The sequence below is a fragment of the Actinoplanes sp. NPDC051411 genome (assembly GCF_040682075.1).
GTDB lineage: Bacteria > Actinomycetota > Actinomycetes > Mycobacteriales > Micromonosporaceae > Actinoplanes.
In genome coordinates, this window is record NZ_JBFBAD010000108.1 from 18919 (window position 1) to 33637 (window position 14719).

General features: G+C 70.6%; 12 protein-coding genes and 1 pseudogene. 7 read left to right on the plus strand and 6 right to left on the minus strand.

The window, feature by feature from the left end; all coding sequences use genetic code 11:
- The first annotated feature begins 84 nt into the window (after positions 1–84).
- From AB0M88_RS40180 to topA, 4 genes and pseudogenes are all read left to right on the plus strand, one after another.
- A complete protein-coding gene (locus tag AB0M88_RS40180; RefSeq protein ID WP_364111107.1) occupies positions 85–615 on the plus strand; it encodes a hypothetical protein in 531 nt (176 codons plus the stop codon).
- Positions 616–630: 15 nt separating this feature from the next.
- A pseudogene (locus AB0M88_RS40185) lies at positions 631–930 on the plus strand (hypothetical protein); the annotation flags it as partial.
- Positions 919–1635 (plus strand): hypothetical protein, encoded by a 717-nt coding sequence (locus tag AB0M88_RS40190; RefSeq protein ID WP_364111135.1) that lies wholly within the window; start codon positions 919–921, stop codon positions 1633–1635. The pseudogene AB0M88_RS40185 and the gene AB0M88_RS40190, both read left to right, overlap by 12 nt.
- Before the next feature lie 235 nt (positions 1636–1870).
- Entirely contained in the window at positions 1871–4681 is a 2811-nt protein-coding gene (gene topA / locus AB0M88_RS40195; protein ID WP_364111109.1) for a type I DNA topoisomerase, read from the plus strand.
- Between the two features lie 12 nt (positions 4682–4693).
- Here the strand turns inward: topA and AB0M88_RS40200 are convergent, their stop codons facing one another.
- The gene (locus tag AB0M88_RS40200; protein ID WP_364111111.1) at positions 4694–5995 is read right to left on the minus strand and encodes a D-arabinono-1,4-lactone oxidase; all 1302 of its coding nucleotides are present in this window, start codon (positions 5993–5995) and stop codon (positions 4694–4696) included.
- A 110-nt stretch (positions 5996–6105) separates the two neighbouring features.
- Between AB0M88_RS40200 and AB0M88_RS40205 the strand changes: the two genes are divergently transcribed.
- A complete protein-coding gene (locus AB0M88_RS40205) occupies positions 6106–6735 on the plus strand; it encodes a TetR/AcrR family transcriptional regulator (RefSeq protein ID WP_364111113.1) in 630 nt (209 codons plus the stop codon).
- Between the two features lie 16 nt (positions 6736–6751).
- On the opposite strand, the gene AB0M88_RS40210 is transcribed toward AB0M88_RS40205, so the two are convergent.
- On the minus strand, positions 6752–7951 hold the full coding sequence (locus tag AB0M88_RS40210; RefSeq protein WP_364111115.1) for an amino acid deaminase/aldolase: 1200 nt from the start codon (positions 7949–7951) through the stop codon (positions 6752–6754).
- 235 nt (positions 7952–8186) lie between these two features.
- On the opposite strand from AB0M88_RS40210, the gene tmk reads away from it, so the two are divergent.
- Positions 8187–10418, plus strand: a complete 2232-nt coding sequence (gene tmk / locus AB0M88_RS40215; protein ID WP_364111137.1) for a dTMP kinase — start codon at positions 8187–8189, stop codon at positions 10416–10418.
- 473 nt (positions 10419–10891) lie between these two features.
- On the opposite strand, the gene AB0M88_RS40220 is transcribed toward tmk, so the two are convergent.
- The 4 genes from AB0M88_RS40220 to AB0M88_RS40235 all read right to left on the minus strand — a co-directional run bounded on the left by AB0M88_RS40220 (position 10892) and on the right by AB0M88_RS40235 (position 13628).
- On the minus strand, positions 10892–12085 hold the full coding sequence (locus tag AB0M88_RS40220) for a DNA polymerase III subunit delta' (RefSeq protein WP_364111117.1): 1194 nt from the start codon (positions 12083–12085) through the stop codon (positions 10892–10894).
- Between the two features lie 301 nt (positions 12086–12386).
- Positions 12387–12998, minus strand: coding sequence for a hypothetical protein (locus AB0M88_RS40225; RefSeq protein ID WP_364111119.1), 612 nt, complete (start codon positions 12996–12998; stop codon positions 12387–12389).
- Positions 12998–13300 carry a hypothetical protein gene (locus tag AB0M88_RS40230; RefSeq protein ID WP_364111121.1) on the minus strand — a complete coding sequence of 101 codons (303 nt, stop codon included), beginning with the start codon at positions 13298–13300 and terminating at the stop codon, positions 12998–13000. Before AB0M88_RS40230 ends, AB0M88_RS40225 begins: the two co-directional genes overlap by 1 nt.
- Position 13301: 1 nt before the next feature.
- Complete coding sequence (locus AB0M88_RS40235) at positions 13302–13628, minus strand: YbaB/EbfC family DNA-binding protein (protein ID WP_364111123.1); 327 nt, start codon at positions 13626–13628, stop codon at positions 13302–13304.
- A gap of 441 nt (positions 13629–14069) precedes the next feature.
- Between AB0M88_RS40235 and AB0M88_RS40240 the strand changes: the two genes are divergently transcribed.
- A complete protein-coding gene (locus AB0M88_RS40240) occupies positions 14070–14609 on the plus strand; it encodes a type 1 glutamine amidotransferase domain-containing protein (protein WP_364111125.1) in 540 nt (179 codons plus the stop codon).
- The last annotated feature ends 110 nt before the right edge of the window (positions 14610–14719 follow it).

Sequence of the window (14719 nt, forward strand, 5' to 3'; positions counted from 1 at the left end):
CGATTCGGGCGGAGGGCACCCGGTCCTGGCCGGGTGCCCTCCGCCGTCAACCAACTTGTCGGTGGGCACCCGTACCCTGCTTCCATGCGCCCGGCACGCCCCCTCGCCCTGCTGATGCTTCTCGCGCTCGCCGCGCCGCTCGGCGCCTGCGCCGGCTCGCACGACGCGCGCGCCTGGGCCTCACAGGTCTGCCGGACCCTGGCGCCCTGGCGCACCGAGATCAGCTCGCTGACCACCCGCACCCAGCAGCAGATGACCACCCGCACCACCCCCGGCCAGGCGAAAGAAAACCTGATGACGCTCTTCGGCGGCGCCCGCGACGCGAGCGAGAAGGCGCGTGCCGGCGTGGCCGAGGCGGGCGATCCCGACGTCACCGACGGCAAGCAGATCGCCGACGGGTTCGTCGCCTCGCTGGCCACCATGCGCGACGCCTACGGCCGCGCCCGCACGGGCATCGGCGCGCTCGCGATCACCCCGGCCGAGAGTTTCTACGACCAGGTCGCCAAGGTCGTCGCCCAGCTCAACCAGGACTATCAGGCCGGCAGTCTCGACACCAGCGACCTGAAGTCGACCGAGTTGCAGCAGGCCTTCGACGAAGTGCCGGAATGTCGATGAATCGGCGCCGATGAGATGAGTGAGCCCGGCCCTCCGCTGATCCCGCGGGAGGTGCTTCCCGCGCCGGTCAAGCCGGTCAAGACCCGGATCGGCCCGCGCCTGCCCGCCGCTCCCGGCGATCCTCTGCGCCAGCTCTCGATCTTCGGCGCGGAGACCACGGAACCCTCGCCGGCCGATCTCGCCGGCCTTCTCGCCGGCCCCGGCCGGCTCGGCCGGATGGGGGGCACGGCCCGGGTCTCGGTCACGGTGGATGCCGCCTGGCGGGTGCATGCGTTGGTCACCGAACTGGTCCGGCGCGGCTTGGTGGTCAATTGGCACGAAGAAGACGTACGCGACGACGGGTCCCCAATCGTCTCAGAGCGATCCGGCCCGTCGGAACCGCAGGTAAAGAAAGAAACCTCCGTCCGCACGCCGCCGGTGGCCGCGACCTTCGACCCCGACGCCGACCCGCCTCCCGACCTCCCCTCGGACGTCGACAGTCTGCCCGAGCCGGTCGACACCCCCGAGCCCGTCGACACCCCCGAGCCGGTCGACCCTCCCGAGCCCGTCGACACTCCCGCCGAGCCGGTCGACACTCCGGCCGAGGTGGTCGAGAGTGCGGACGCCGCCCCGGCCGAAGAAGTGGCGGAAGACCCCGAACTACCCGAACCACCCCCGAAGCCCCGTTTCGAGGTCGTCACGGCCTACTCCAGTCGGCTGAACCCTCTCGCCCGGGCCTGGCCCGCCGCGGCCGCCCAGCTCTTTCTCAGCGGCCCCCGCCTGCGTCTCTGGGTCGCCGCGGCCGGTGTTCCGGTCCCCGGCGGCTACGCCCTGGGCCTCGGTGCGGCGAAACACACTCCGGAGGAACTTCGGGCAATCGATGCCGCGTTGGTCCGCGCCGGTCTGGCCGGCCGCCTCTCGGAGGACGGCCGACACTATGTCATCGCAGGTCGGCGGCGCTTGCAACGACTCGCCGAGCTGGTCGGTGATCGCCCCGCCGCGGCCCCGCCGGAGTTGTGGCCGGGCGGCGCCGGTGCGTGATCTTCCTGGATTGTGTGCGACACAACGGCATGTTCCCGGTGTACGGTGTCGCCGTCGGACGCGTGCGGTGGCCGGACCGTTACCATCCGGCTTGCGGCTGCTGCGGGAATGTGGGCTCGTCCGGCGCGTTACGTTGAAAGTCTGTGCTCCGCCGGTGCTGTGCCAGCCCGCGGCGGAAATCGGAAGGTAAGACCGTCGATAAAGACGGAACGCGAGTGCGAAGTGTGGGAGTGCCGTGCCGAGTGACGCCAGGACGACCCGTCTGGTCATCGTCGAGTCTCCGTCGAAGGCCAAGACGATCGCCGGTTATCTGGGGCCCGACTATTTTGTCGAGGCCTCCTTCGGCCATGTCCGTGACCTGCCGAAGAATGCCGACGAGGTGCCCGCCAAGTACGCCGGCGAGTCGTGGGCGCGCCTCGGGGTCGACGTCGACAACGGCTTCCAGCCGCTCTACGTGGTCTCGTCCAATCGCAAGGGCCAGATCGACAAGCTGAAGAGCCTGGCCAAAGAGGTCGACGAGATCTTCCTCGCGACGGATGAGGACCGCGAGGGCGAGGCCATCGCCTGGCACCTGGTCGAGACGATCAAGCCCAAGGTCCCGGTCCACCGGATGGTCTTCCACGAGATCACCAAGCCGGCGATCCAGGCCGCGGTGGCCAACCCGCGCGAGATCGACCGCGACCTGGTCGACGCCCAGGAGGCCCGCCGCATCCTCGACCGGCTGTACGGGTACGAGGTCAGCCCGGTCCTCTGGAAGAAGGTGGGCCCGAAGCTGTCGGCCGGCCGCGTGCAGTCGGTCGCGACGCGCATCGTGGTCGAGCGGGAGCGCCAGCGCATGGCGTTCCGCACCGCCGAATACTGGGACATCCTCGCCACCCTGGCCGTGCAGGGAAAGATCGAGGGCCCGCGCAACTTCCAGGCCACGCTGATCGCGCTCGACGGCGACCGCGTCGCCACCGGTAAGGACTTCGAGCCGACCACCGGCCAGGTCCGCCCGGGCTCCGGGGTCGTCCACCTCGACGGCGACGGTGCCCGTGGCCTCGCCGCCCGCCTCGAAGACCGCCCGTTCACCGTCACCCGGGTCGAGGAGAAGCCGTACCGCCGCCGGCCGTACGCGCCGTTCATCACCTCGACGCTGCAGCAGGAGGCGGCCCGCAAGCTGCGCTTCTCGGCGTCGCAGACGATGCGCACCGCCCAGACGCTGTACGAGAGCGGCTACATCACGTACATGCGTACCGACTCGGTCAACCTGTCCGAGACGGCGCTGACCGCCGCCCGCCGGCAGATCGCCGAGCTGTACGGCCAGGCCAACGTGCCGCCGCAGCCGCGCCGCTACACCGGCAAGGTCAAGAACGCGCAGGAGGCGCACGAGGCGATCCGCCCGGCCGGCGACAACTTCCGCACCCCGGGTGAGGTCGCCAAGGAGCTCAAGCCCGACGAGTTCCGCCTCTACGAGCTGATCTGGCGGCGCACGATCGCCTCCCAGATGACCGACGCGGTCGGTAACTCGGTGAGCGTCCGGATCCGGGCGATCTCCACCGCCAACGAAGAGGTCGACTTCGCCGCGACCGGTAAGACGATCACCGACCCGGGCTTCCTCCGGGCCTACGTCGAGTCGAGCGACGACGAGAACGCCGAGGCGGAGGACGCCGAGCGCCGCCTGCCGACCCTGGTCAAGGACCAGCCGCTGACCGCCGAGGAGCTGGCCGCGGTCGGTCACCACACCTCGCCGCCCGCCCGCTACACCGAGGCGTCGCTGGTCAAGGCGCTGGAGGAGCTGGGCATCGGCCGCCCGTCGACCTACGAGTCGATCATGCGGACGATCCAGGACCGGGGTTACGTCGAGAAGCGCGGACAGGCCCTGATCCCGTCGTTCCTGGCGTTCGCCGTGGTCGGCCTGCTCGAGGGCCACTACCCACGCCTGGTCGACTACAACTTCACGGCCTCGATGGAGAGCCAGCTCGACGACATCGCGGGCGGCGACCACGCGGCCCTCGACTTCCTCACCTCGTTCTACTTCGGCAGCCAGACGGCGGGCGCCGAGGATTCGGTCGCCCAGGCCGGCGGCCTGAAGAAGATGGTGACGGAAAACTTGAGCGCGATCGACGCGCGCCTGGTCAACTCGATCTTCCTGTTCGAGGACGAGAAGAACGGGCCGGTCGTGGTCCGGGTCGGCCGCTTCGGACCGTACCTTCAGCGCAAGCTCAAGGACGCGCCCGAGGACGACCCGGGCAACCGGGTGTCGATTCCCGAGGGCATCGCGCCCGACGAGCTCACCAACGAGAAGGTTGAGGAGCTCTTCGCGTCCGGCGGCGGCGACAAGTCGGTCGGCGACGACCCGGTCAGCGGCGAGCCGGTGCTGGTCAAGTCCGGCCGCTACGGGCCGTACGTGCAGAGTGGCGAGCGCACGGCGTCGCTGTTCAAGAGCCAGACGCCGCAGACCCTCACGCTCGAGCAGGCGCTCCAGCTGCTGACTCTGCCCCGGCTGGTGGGCAAGGACCAGGAGGGAGTGGAGATCACCGCGCAGAACGGCCGGTACGGGCCGTACGTCAAGCGCGGCACTGATTCCCGCTCGCTGACCAGCGAGGACGAGCTGTTCACGGTCACGCTGGAGAAGGCGCTCGAGCTGCTGGCCCAGCCGAAGACGCGGCAGTCCCGCACGGCCAAGCCGCCGCTGAAGGAGCTGGGTCCCGACCCGGTCAGCCAGAAGCCGATGGTGATCAAGGACGGCCGGTTCGGCGCCTACGTGACCGACGGCGAGACCAACGCGACCCTGCGTCGCGGTCAGACGCCGGAAGAGATCACGCCCGAGATCGCCTCGGAGATGCTGGCCAACAAGCGGGCCAACCCGAGCACGAAGAAGGCGGCCCCGGCCAAGAAGGCGACCAAGGCGGCGGGCGACCCGGCCAAGAAGGCCACCGCCAAGAAGGCACCGGCCAAGAAGACGGCCGCGAAGAAGGCCACTCCGGCCAAGAAGGCGACGCCGGCGAAGAAGGCGGCCGCCAAGAAGGCCGCCCCCGCGAAGGCGACGGCCACTGCCGAGTAGCCAGGACAGACCCTAGGCGCCGAGCACCCGGTCCAGGTAGGCGTTCGCGAAGACCCGGGCCGGGTCGAGGCGGTCGCGCACGGCCAGGAAGTCGTCGAACTTCTCGTACGCCGGGCGCAGGTCCCCGGCCGTACGGTAGTGGAGCTTGCCCCAGTGGGGGCGTCCGCCGAGGGGCCGGCAGACCGCTTCGACCGCCCGGAAATAGGGTTCGTACTGGTTGCCGGCGAACTGGTGGACGGCGACGTAGGCCGAGTCGCGGCCGTAGCCGTGCGACATCCAGACGTCGTCGGGGCCGGTGAAGCGGACTTCGACCGGGAACTGCACCCGGAACGGCAGGCCGTCGATGATCCGGGGGAGAGCGGTGAGGACTTCCGGGAGGGCGGCGCGCGGAATCTCGTACTCCATCTCGGTGAAATGCACCCGCCGCGGCGTACAGAAAACCCTGTCCGACCGCTCGGTGTAGGTCCGTGCGGTGAGTGCTCGCGCAGCGAGCGCGCTGATCGGCGGGACCGTGGCGGGCACCGCCCGGCCGAGCCGGCAGACGGTGCCGAACACCGAGTTGGAGAGGAAGTCGTCGTCGAGCCAGCCGCGGAAGCGGGAGAGCGGCCGGTCGTTGTCCGAGACCTTGTTGTTGATCTTGAGCTGGGCCCGGTCGGTGTAGGGGTACCAGTAGAACTCGGCGTGATCGTTGCCGCCGATCCACTCGTCGATGCCCGCCATCACGTCGGCCAGTGCCATCGGCCGCTCGTCGGCGAGCAGCGTGAACGCCTCCGAGCAGCGCAGCGTGACCTCGACCAGGATGCCGAGCGCGCCCAGCCCGACCCGGGCGGCCGGCAGCAGCGGATCGCCGGCGCCGATCGTGACGACCTCACCCGTCCCGTCCACCAAGGTGACCGCCTCCACGCCGGAGGCGATCGTCGAGTGCTTGGCCCCGGTCCCGTGCGTGCCGGTCGAGATCGCGCCCGCGACCGTCTGCTCGTCGATGTCGCCCAGGTTGGGCATCGCCAGCCCGTGCTCCGCCAGCAGAGCGTTCAGCCTGCTCAGGGGCATGCCGGCCGGCACGGTGACGAGCGGCCCCTCGATCGAGACCAGGCCGCCGAGCCGGTGCAGCAGCATCCGCTGGTCGTCGGCCAGCGCGATGTCGGTGAAGGAGTGGCCGCTGCCGACGACCTTGATTTTGCGTCCGGCATCCGACGCCGTCTTGACCTGGGCCGCGACTTCGTCAACAGTGCCCGGGGTCAGCACGTCGACGGCGACCGCCTGCTGGTTGCCGCCCCAGTTGATCCAGCGGCGGGCGTTCACGGGGGTAGTCATTCTGGCTTTGTCCTCCGTACGAGCGGTTTTACTGGCGTCCCCGTCGATGCGGCTCGCTCGTTGATCCGAGTAACGTTCCGATTATCACTGCTGAGAGGGAGTGGCGACGCGTGTCGACACCAACCGTCACCACCGGGCCGCTGCGGCGGGTCCCGGTGCAGGGCAGAAGCGTTGCCCGGGTCCAGCGCATGCTCGACGCCTGCGCCGAGCTCGTCGATGAAGTTGGCTATGAGGGCCTGACCACCACGCTGCTCGCCGAGCGGGCCGAGGTCGCGATCGGCTCGGTTTACCAGTTCTTCCCCGACAAGCGCGCGATCGTCCAGGCACTGGCCATGCGCAACATGGATGCGTACCTGCAGGGCCTGTCCGCCCGCTTCGAGAGTGAGATCTTCACCCACTGGTGGGACGGGGTCGACGCGGCCATCGACGTCTACATCCAGATGCACCGTCAGGTGGCCGGTTTCCGCACCCTGCACTTCGGCGACGTCGTCGACGTGCATCTGCTCGACGTCGAGCGCGACAACAACACGGTGATCGCCGACCGGCTGGCCGAACTGCTGGTCGAGCAGTTCCAGCTGATCGACCGGGTCCGCCTGCGATTCGCGCTGGAGATCTCGGTCGAGGCGGCGGACGCGCTGATCAAGCTGGCGTTCCGGCGCATCACGACCGGTGACGAGGCGGTGATCTCGGAGGCGAAGGCGCTGATCCGCGAATACCTGCATCGCCACGTCGACGCCTGAGGGCCGGCCCGCTCGGCTAGCCGAGAAAGGCATGGCCTTCGCCTCGATAAGTCGGAGCCGGCGTCGCTGACTCGCCGTCGACCAGCTGCAACTCGTTGACGTGCTCGCACAGCTCGCCGGCCTTCGCATGCCGGAACCAGACCCGGTCGCCAGGACGCAGCGTGTCGGCGACCGCACCGAGCAGGGGCGTCTGCACCTCGCCGGCGCCCTCGTCGGGCTTGAACCGCAGCCCGGCCGGCAGATAGGGGCTGGGCTGCCGGGACTTCTCGGCCGGCCCGGAGGCGATCCAGCCGCCACCGAGCACGGTGGCGATCCGCGGCGCGGGGCGCCGCACCACGGAGAGGGCGAAGAACGCCGACGGCGTCGGCTTCCAGGCCCGGTACGCGTCGAACAAGGTCGGCCCGTAGAGCCCGGAGCCGGCGGTAACCTCGGTGACCGCCGGATCCGCGCTGGTGGCGGCCACGCTGCCGGTGCCGCCGCCGTTCACGAACTCCAGGTCGGCGTGCTGTCGCACCGCGGCGACCGCGTCGGACCGCCGCCGCATCAGCTCGGTGAACGAGTTCTGCTGCATCACCTGGATGACCCGGCTGCGCACGGCGTTCGGCGGCAGGTCGCCTACGCCGGCGATCTGCGCCTCGTAGGACATCATGCCGACCAGGCGAAAACCCGGCCGGGCCACGAGGCGGCGGGCCAGGACGGCCGCCTGCGCGGCCGAATGCACCGGCGACCGGCGTACGCCCACGTGCAGCGGCCCCGGTTTCCAGGACGAATCGAGGTCGAGGCAGAGGCGTACTTCCGGCCGCTTGCCCGGGGACGTGACCTGGTCGACCAGATCGAGGTGGGCCGGGTGATCCACCATGATCGAAATGGCCTCGGTCAGCTTCGGGTCCGAGGTCAGCTCGCCGATCGCGGTGCGGTCGACTGTCGGGTACGCGACGAGGACGTCGTCGGTCACTCCTTCGCGGACTAGCCAGATCGCCTCGCGCAGGGTGTAGGCCATCACGCCGTGCCACCCGGGGCGGCCCAGGACGCGTTCCAGGAGGGTGCGGCAGCGTACCGACTTACTGGCCACCCGCAGCGGCTTGCCCGCGGCGCGCCTGACCAGCTCGGCCGCGTTGTCGTCGAAGGCGGCGAGGTCGACCGCGGCGATCGGCGTCTCGAGGTGGGCGGTGGCCCGGTCAAGGCGCTCTTGCAGTGCTTTCCGGTCGACGATCACGGGTGCACGGTAACTCCTCTCCCGGACAATGCGAAATACCTTCATTTATGCGCCACCCGAACGTGCAGGACGAGGCCCGTCGAGGTCGCCGGATAGAGTGCTCCGAGCAGGGATCACGGGAGGTACGGCCATCGACAGCGAAACCCGCGACACCGGTCCGGTCGAGGTAGACCTGTCCGGCGTGGCCGCCCTGCGCTACGTGTTGCGGGTGCGCGGCTTCCGCCGGCTCTGGATGGTGCTCAGCGTCGCCTCGCTCGGCGACTGGATCGGCCTACTGGCCACCGCGCTGTTCGCGTCGTCCCAGGTCAGCAGCAGCGCGGCCAAGGGTGCGGCGTTCGGCGGCACGATCGCCGTACGTCTCCTGCCGTCACTGGTCCTCGGCCCGATCGCCGGCGTGATGGCCGACCGGTTCGACCGGCGCTACACGATGGTCGTCACCGACCTGATCCGGTTCGTCTTCTACGGCTCGATCCCGCTCGTGCCGCTGCTCGGCTTCACCGGCTCGCAGTCGGTGGCCTGGGCGGCGATCGCCACGTTCGTGGGCGAAGCGGTCACCCTCATCTGGGTGCCGGCCAAGGAAGCAGCGGTCCCCAACCTCATCCCCAAGTCGCTGATCGAGGTCTCCAACCAGCTCACGCTGATCACGACGTACGGCATCACCCCGATCGTCGCGGCGCTCGGCCTGTCCTCGCTGACCGGCATCGCCCAGCACTCCGGGGTGGTGCTTCCGCACTGGGCCGAGCCCACCCAGCTGGCGCTCTGGTTCAACGGCTTCTCCCGGCTCGCCACCGCCCTCGTCGTCTTCTTCGGCATCAAGGAGATCGGCGGCAAGACCGCCGAACGCGCCCGGCAGGCCCAGCGCAGCATGTTCCGCCAGTTCCTCGACGGCTGGACCTACATCGGCGGCACACCCCAGGTGCGCGGCCTGGTGCTGGGCATCTTCGGCGCTTTCGCCGGGGCGGGCGTGGTCGTCGGCACGGCCAACGTGTTCGCGGTCTCGCTGGGCGCCGGCCCGGCCGCGTTCTACCTGCTCTTCGGCACCCTCTTCATCGGTCTCGCGATCGGCATCGCCGCCGGCCCGGTGATCGTCAAGGAGTTGTCCCGCAAACGCTGGTTCGGCATGAGCATCGTGCTGGCGAGCGCCGCGGTGCTCGTCATGGCAGTCGCGTTCCACCTGGTCGTCGCCCTGATCGGCGCTCTGCTGGTCGGCACCGGCGCGGGCATGGCCTTCCTCGCCGGCACCACACTGCTCTACAGCGAAGTCGGCGACGAGGTGCGCGGCCGCGTCTTCGCCGTGGTCAACATCGGCACCCGCATCGTCCTCCTGCTCGCCGTCGCCGTCTCCAGCACCCTCGTCGGCCTCGGCAGCTCCCGCCGCATCATGCTCGGCAACGTCGGCATCGACGTGTCCTCGACCCGCGTGCTCCTGCTGATCGCCGGCGTGATCGGCCTGTGGGCGGGCATCGCCGCGTTCCGCCAGATGGACGACAAACGCGGCGTCCCGATCCTGGCCGACCTGTGGGGCTCGATGCGCGGCCGGCCGCTCTCAGCGGCCGAAGAGTTCGTCCGCAGCGGCGTGTTCGTGGTCTTCGAGGGCGGCGAAGGCGCCGGCAAGTCGACCCAGGTCAGCCGCCTCGCGTCAGCGCTGGAGGCCGAGGGCCGCGACGTGGTCGTCACCCGCGAACCGGGCGCGACCGACGTCGGATCCCGCATCCGCGGCCTGCTCCTCGACAAGGAATCGGCCCCCGCACCCCGAGCCGAAGCCCTGCTCTACGCGGCCGACCGCGCCCACCACGTCGCGACGGTGGTCCGCCCGGCCCTGGCCCGCGGCGCCGTGGTCATCAGCGACCGCTACGTCGACTCCTCCCTGGCCTACCAGGGCGCCGGCCGCACCCTGCCGGTCCAGGAGATCTCCTGGCTGTCCGCCTGGGCGACCGGCGGCCTCAAACCCGACCTGGTCGTCCTGCTCGACGTCGACCCCGGCGTCGGCCTGAGCCGGGTCGACTCCCGAGGCCAGGGCACCGACCGGCTGGAGAGCGAGTCCCGCGCCTTCCACGAACGCGTCCGCTACGCCTTCCTCGACCTGGCCGCCGCCGACCCGAAGCGCTACCTGGTCCTCGACGCGGCCCGCCCCGCCACCGAGATCGCCGAGGCGGTAACGGCCCGCCTGACCGGCCTCCTGGCCACCGCCAGCACTCCCCACCCGGCCCCGGCCCCCGCCTCCGGCCCCCCAGTCTCCGACGCCGGCAACACCCCGGCCGTCTTCGCCACCACTGCCGCCCCGCCTACGTCCTCCTCCGCTGCCGCGCCGCCTGCGTCCTCCGCCACCGCCGCGCCGCCTGCTTCCGCCGTCGGCCAGCCCGAGCCAGCCGACGACCACACGCCGCCACCGCTGGAGGAAATCGCCGAGGTGCTCGGCATCGACGATGAAGCCTCCGCCGACCCGCCGCGCCGCACCCGTCCGTAGGGCGGCGCGCTGCGCGGTCCGTGAAGGTGGCGTCGGGCCCGTCCGTGGGTCGGTGCGTTGCTCGTCCGTGTGGCGGTGCTTTGTCCGTTTGTCCACCAGTAATGCGAGCAGTTGCGGGCTCACCTCGGTGAGCTATCGCAGCGCCTGGGCTTGATGCGGGTCAGTGCGGCCTCGCCGGACGGCGCTGGTGCAGGCGAAGGTCGGGCGGCTCGCCGAGCGGCGGTTCGCCGAGCGGCGGTTCGCCGAGCGGCGGTTCGCCGAGCGGCGGTTCGCCGAGCCGCGGCTTGCTCGAGCGGCGATTCGCCCGAGCAGTGGCGTTTTGTTCGTTTGTGAGGCGTCGTTTTGCCCGTCCGTGGGACCGGCCCCCGCCCGCGCTGGTAGAACGGCCCGCGCTTCCCGCAGTCCACCCTTTCAAAGGGCGGCCCGGCGACGGGTCGATGCCCACCAGCCTGGAGGCCAGCCGCCTGCTTTGGTCAGCCTTTCCAGAGGCTGAGCATCATCGCCTCGACCGCGATTCTGGGTTTGACGTTTTGTTCGATGGCGTCGCGGCAGGCCAGGATGGCCTCGAGGCGGCGGAGGGTGCTCTCGGCGGTCCACTTCTCGGCCGCGGCCCCGGACTGTTCCGCGGTGTCGGTGTGCACCACCGGGACCGGCGCCCCCAGCTTGGTGATCAGCACGTCGCGGTAGAAGCCGGCCAGGTCGACCAGTGCCCGGTCGAGCGCGTCGCGCTGGGAGCGGGTCGCTCGCGACTTCTGCCGCCGCTCCAGGTCTTTGATCTGGCCGGCCGCTCCGCGCATCGCGCCCGCCGCGCCCCGGCCGGTGCCGCCCGCGCCGAGGGCCTGCTCGAGCGACGCCCGTTCGGTCGCGTCGCTGTCGACGACGGCGGCTGCCGCCTCGGCCTCGGCCGCCTCGATCAGCGCCGACGCGGCGTCGAAGCACGCGCCGACGCTGCTCAGCCGCCGCGGAACCGCCAGCACCGCCTCGCGCCGGCCGCGGGCCTCGTTGTCGTTGGCCAGGCGCTTGGCCCGCCCGACGTGTCCCTGCGCCGCCGCGGCCGCCCACGCCGCCACGTCGGCCGCTATCCCGTCGCGCCGCACCAGCACCTCGGCCACCGCGTCGGCCGGTGGCTGGCGCAGCGGCACCACCCGGCACCGTGACCGGATGGTCACCGAGATGTCGTCGGGGTGGGTCGACGGCGTGCAGAGCAGGAACACCGTGCGTGGCGGTGGCTCCTCGATCGCCTTGAGCAGCGCGTTGCCGGCCTGCTCGGTGAGCCGGTCGGCGTCTTCGATCACGACGACCTGCCAGCGGCCGCCCGACGGCGCGCTGGCCGCCCGCAACACCAGCGCCCGCATCTCGCCGACCCCGATGGAGAGGCCCTCCGGCACGACGAACCGTACGTCGGCGTGGGTGCGGCCGAGCGCGGTGTGGCAGCCGTGGCACTCGCCGCAGCCGACCCCGTCGCGTTCGCACTCGAGCGCCGCCGCGAACGCCCGCGCGGCCACCGACCGTCCCGAGCCCGGCGGGCCGGTGAAGATCCAGGCATGCGTCATCGCGCCCGCGGGGACCGACTCGCCGGCCACCACCCGAGCCGCCGCCGCGGCCGCCCGCCGAAGCGTCTCGACCGCCTCGGCCTGACCCACCAGATCTGCGAAGACGTCACCCACGCCGAGAATCGTATTGCGGGGCACCGACAAAAAGCTTCCTCACCCACCGTGATGATCCGGAACACGTTCACCCGGATGGATAGATGTCGATCAACGCTCGGCCGACCCGTGGGCGGCCGGTCGTCCGGTCCTGCCCGACCAAAGTCCCGAACGCCTCCCGACCCCGCGACAACGCTCGATGAATGGCGTTGAGTGTTCGTAGACCTGCGGGGGGTGCAGGAGGTCGCGGCGTCGCATTCGGACACTGAGTTTCCGCATGCGACGCCGCGTCCGTAGCGAATTCTGATGTGGACGGTCGGCCCTACATGGGCAGCGCCACGGTCAGATCGGCGGAGCCGCGGATCAGCTCACCCGCGTACGCGTAGTTGTCCGCGACCACCCGCAAGAGCGACGCGGCGATGTCCGCCGCACCCAGAATGTCGGCTTCGCCCGGCGGCATGCCGCCGGTGACCGTGAGCGCCGCCGCCTCGTTCGAACCCAGGGCCTCGGCCAGCGCCCGCGCCAGGTCGTCGCGCGTCTGCCGCATCCACTCCCGCAGCGCCTCGGCAAGATCGGCGGTCGCCTCCATCCGCTCGTCGAGGCTCTCGTTGCCGCCGCTGAGCTGGGCCGCCATCCGGTGCCGGGCCTCGTCGTAGGCCTCCGCGGCCTCGCCGGTCCACTCCTCGGGCGGCGGCAACCCGGCCGCGATCTCCACACACGCCCGGGCCTCGGCCCGGATCTCCGGCCCGGCTTCGCCGAGCGCGGCCGGCCTCAGCGCGGCGACGGCCCGGACCGCATCTCCCGGCAGCAGACGTACGCGCCGGAGCTCGCCCCAGACACGATGTTCGCCCGGCGCGCCCACCACGGAGAGCATCTGATCGACGCGGTCGAGCATCGGCCGCGCGGTGCCGAACAGATCGTCGAGCCGGTCCATCACACCTCCCCGTTGAGGCGCCGCCGCACCAGATCGTCGGTTTCGTCGTAATGCCGCACCGTCGTGCGCACCGACTGGGCCATGTCGGTGAGCCGCGCCGCCGCGCCACCCGCCTCGCGTGCCCTCGCGTCGAGGACCGCCGTCCAATGCTCGTGCAGTTCGCGCCCGAGCCGCCCCGGCATGCCGCCACCCGAACCGGCCGCGCCGAACGCCCCCGCGGCCACCCCGTGGCCGGGCATTCGTTTGTCCATCGTGGTCAGCGTGTCGGCGGCTTGTTCGAGCCGGTCGGCGAGCCGATCCATATCAGGACTCTCCCAGCGTCGGAAACTTTCCGAAGACCTCACCGTGCAATTTTTCGCGCGCCCACCGGGCCGCCTCGGACGCCTTGGTCACCACGGTTTTGATTTCGCGCGCGAACTCCACCGGGTCGCGATCGCGGAGGCTCACGTTAATGCACACGTCGCGAATATCGCCGGCCGCCGTCACCATCACTTCGATGGAGTTGTCGGGCGAATGCACCGACACCAAATGCCCGGCCACCGCCTTGTCGAACTCCGCGCGCAGCTGCTCCAGTCGCGCATAGCGATCAACTGCCTCGTCGATCCACGCCTCGTCGATCTCGCGGCCCACTAGCTGGCTCCTTACCGCGCGTCAGGGCGCCGTCGCGTTCCGAGATCAGACCGTATCCAATTCCCCGACGCCCGCGCTACATCCGGTTCACCCCTGTGGATAACTCCGGCTCTCGTCTGCCCACAGAGGACCGGAGAGCCTTCCCGCGTTGCCCAAAGATCATGCCGGTCGATTCGAATAAAGATCACCGATCACTGTCGGTCCTGCCCGAAGCTGACGGCGAATCTGATCAATGGGGTTGCGGAAGAGTTGATCGGAATGACTCCGCGGTCGTCCCTTTCGGCACGCCGAGGATCCCCGCGGCCGTCGATCGCGGTCGGGGCTGGCGGTGCCGGTTCGCCGACTGCACAAATAACGACATTGCCCCACGGCGGCGTTTGCCTGGGCCGCCGCCGGGCACCCGGGTCAGGGAGAACCGGTAACGACGGAAGGAACCGAGTCATGACCGCCTCGCTCAAGGGCAAGAAGGTCGCCTTCCTGGCGACCGACGGCGTGGAGGAAGTCGAGTACACCGAGCCGCGCAAGGCCGTGGAAGGCGCGGGCGGCACGGCCGAACTGCTGTCCCTCGACACCGGCACGATCCAGGCCGTCAACCACATGGACAAGGCCGGCACCTACCCGGTCGACCGCCCCGTCCGCGGTGCCGACCCCGACGACTACGACGCGCTGGTGCTGCCGGGTGGCGTCGCCAATCCCGACTTCCTCCGCACCGATCCCGATGCCGTCCAGTTCGTGCGCGGCTTCGTGACCTCCGGGAAGCCGGTCGCCGCGATCTGCCACGGGCCCTGGACCCTGGTCGAGGCGGACGTCGTCTCCGGTCGCACGCTGACGAGCTGGCCGAGCCTGCGTACCGACCTGGCCAACGCCGGCGCGACCTGGGTCGACGAGCAGGTCCACGTCGACGGAAACCTGATCACGAGCCGCAAGCCCGACGACCTCAAGGCCTTCTCCGAGGCTCTGCTCGACAAGTTCTCCGCCTAGGTCTGTCCCGCCACCACCTGACCTCGCCTCGCACTCGCGTGATCGGCACGACAGACCCCCGGGGCGAGACAGACCCTGGAACGCCGACGCGGGGCCGAGCTCGCGCTCGG

Bases quoted from the DNA above. Each gene is read 5' to 3' on its own strand.
- AB0M88_RS40180 (WP_364111107.1), top strand. From the start codon at position 85: ATGCGCCCGGCACGCCCCCTCGCCCTGCTGATGCTTCTCGCGCTCGCC.
- AB0M88_RS40200 (WP_364111111.1), bottom strand. From the start codon at position 5,995: ATGACTACCCCCGTGAACGCCCGCCGCTGGATCAACTGGGGCGGCAAC.
- AB0M88_RS40225 (WP_364111119.1), bottom strand. From the start codon at position 12,998: ATGGACCGGCTCGACGATCTGTTCGGCACCGCGCGGCCGATGCTCGAC.
- AB0M88_RS40230 (WP_364111121.1), bottom strand. From the start codon at position 13,300: ATGGATCGGCTCGCCGACCGGCTCGAACAAGCCGCCGACACGCTGACC.
- AB0M88_RS40240 (WP_364111125.1), top strand. From the start codon at position 14,070: ATGACCGCCTCGCTCAAGGGCAAGAAGGTCGCCTTCCTGGCGACCGAC.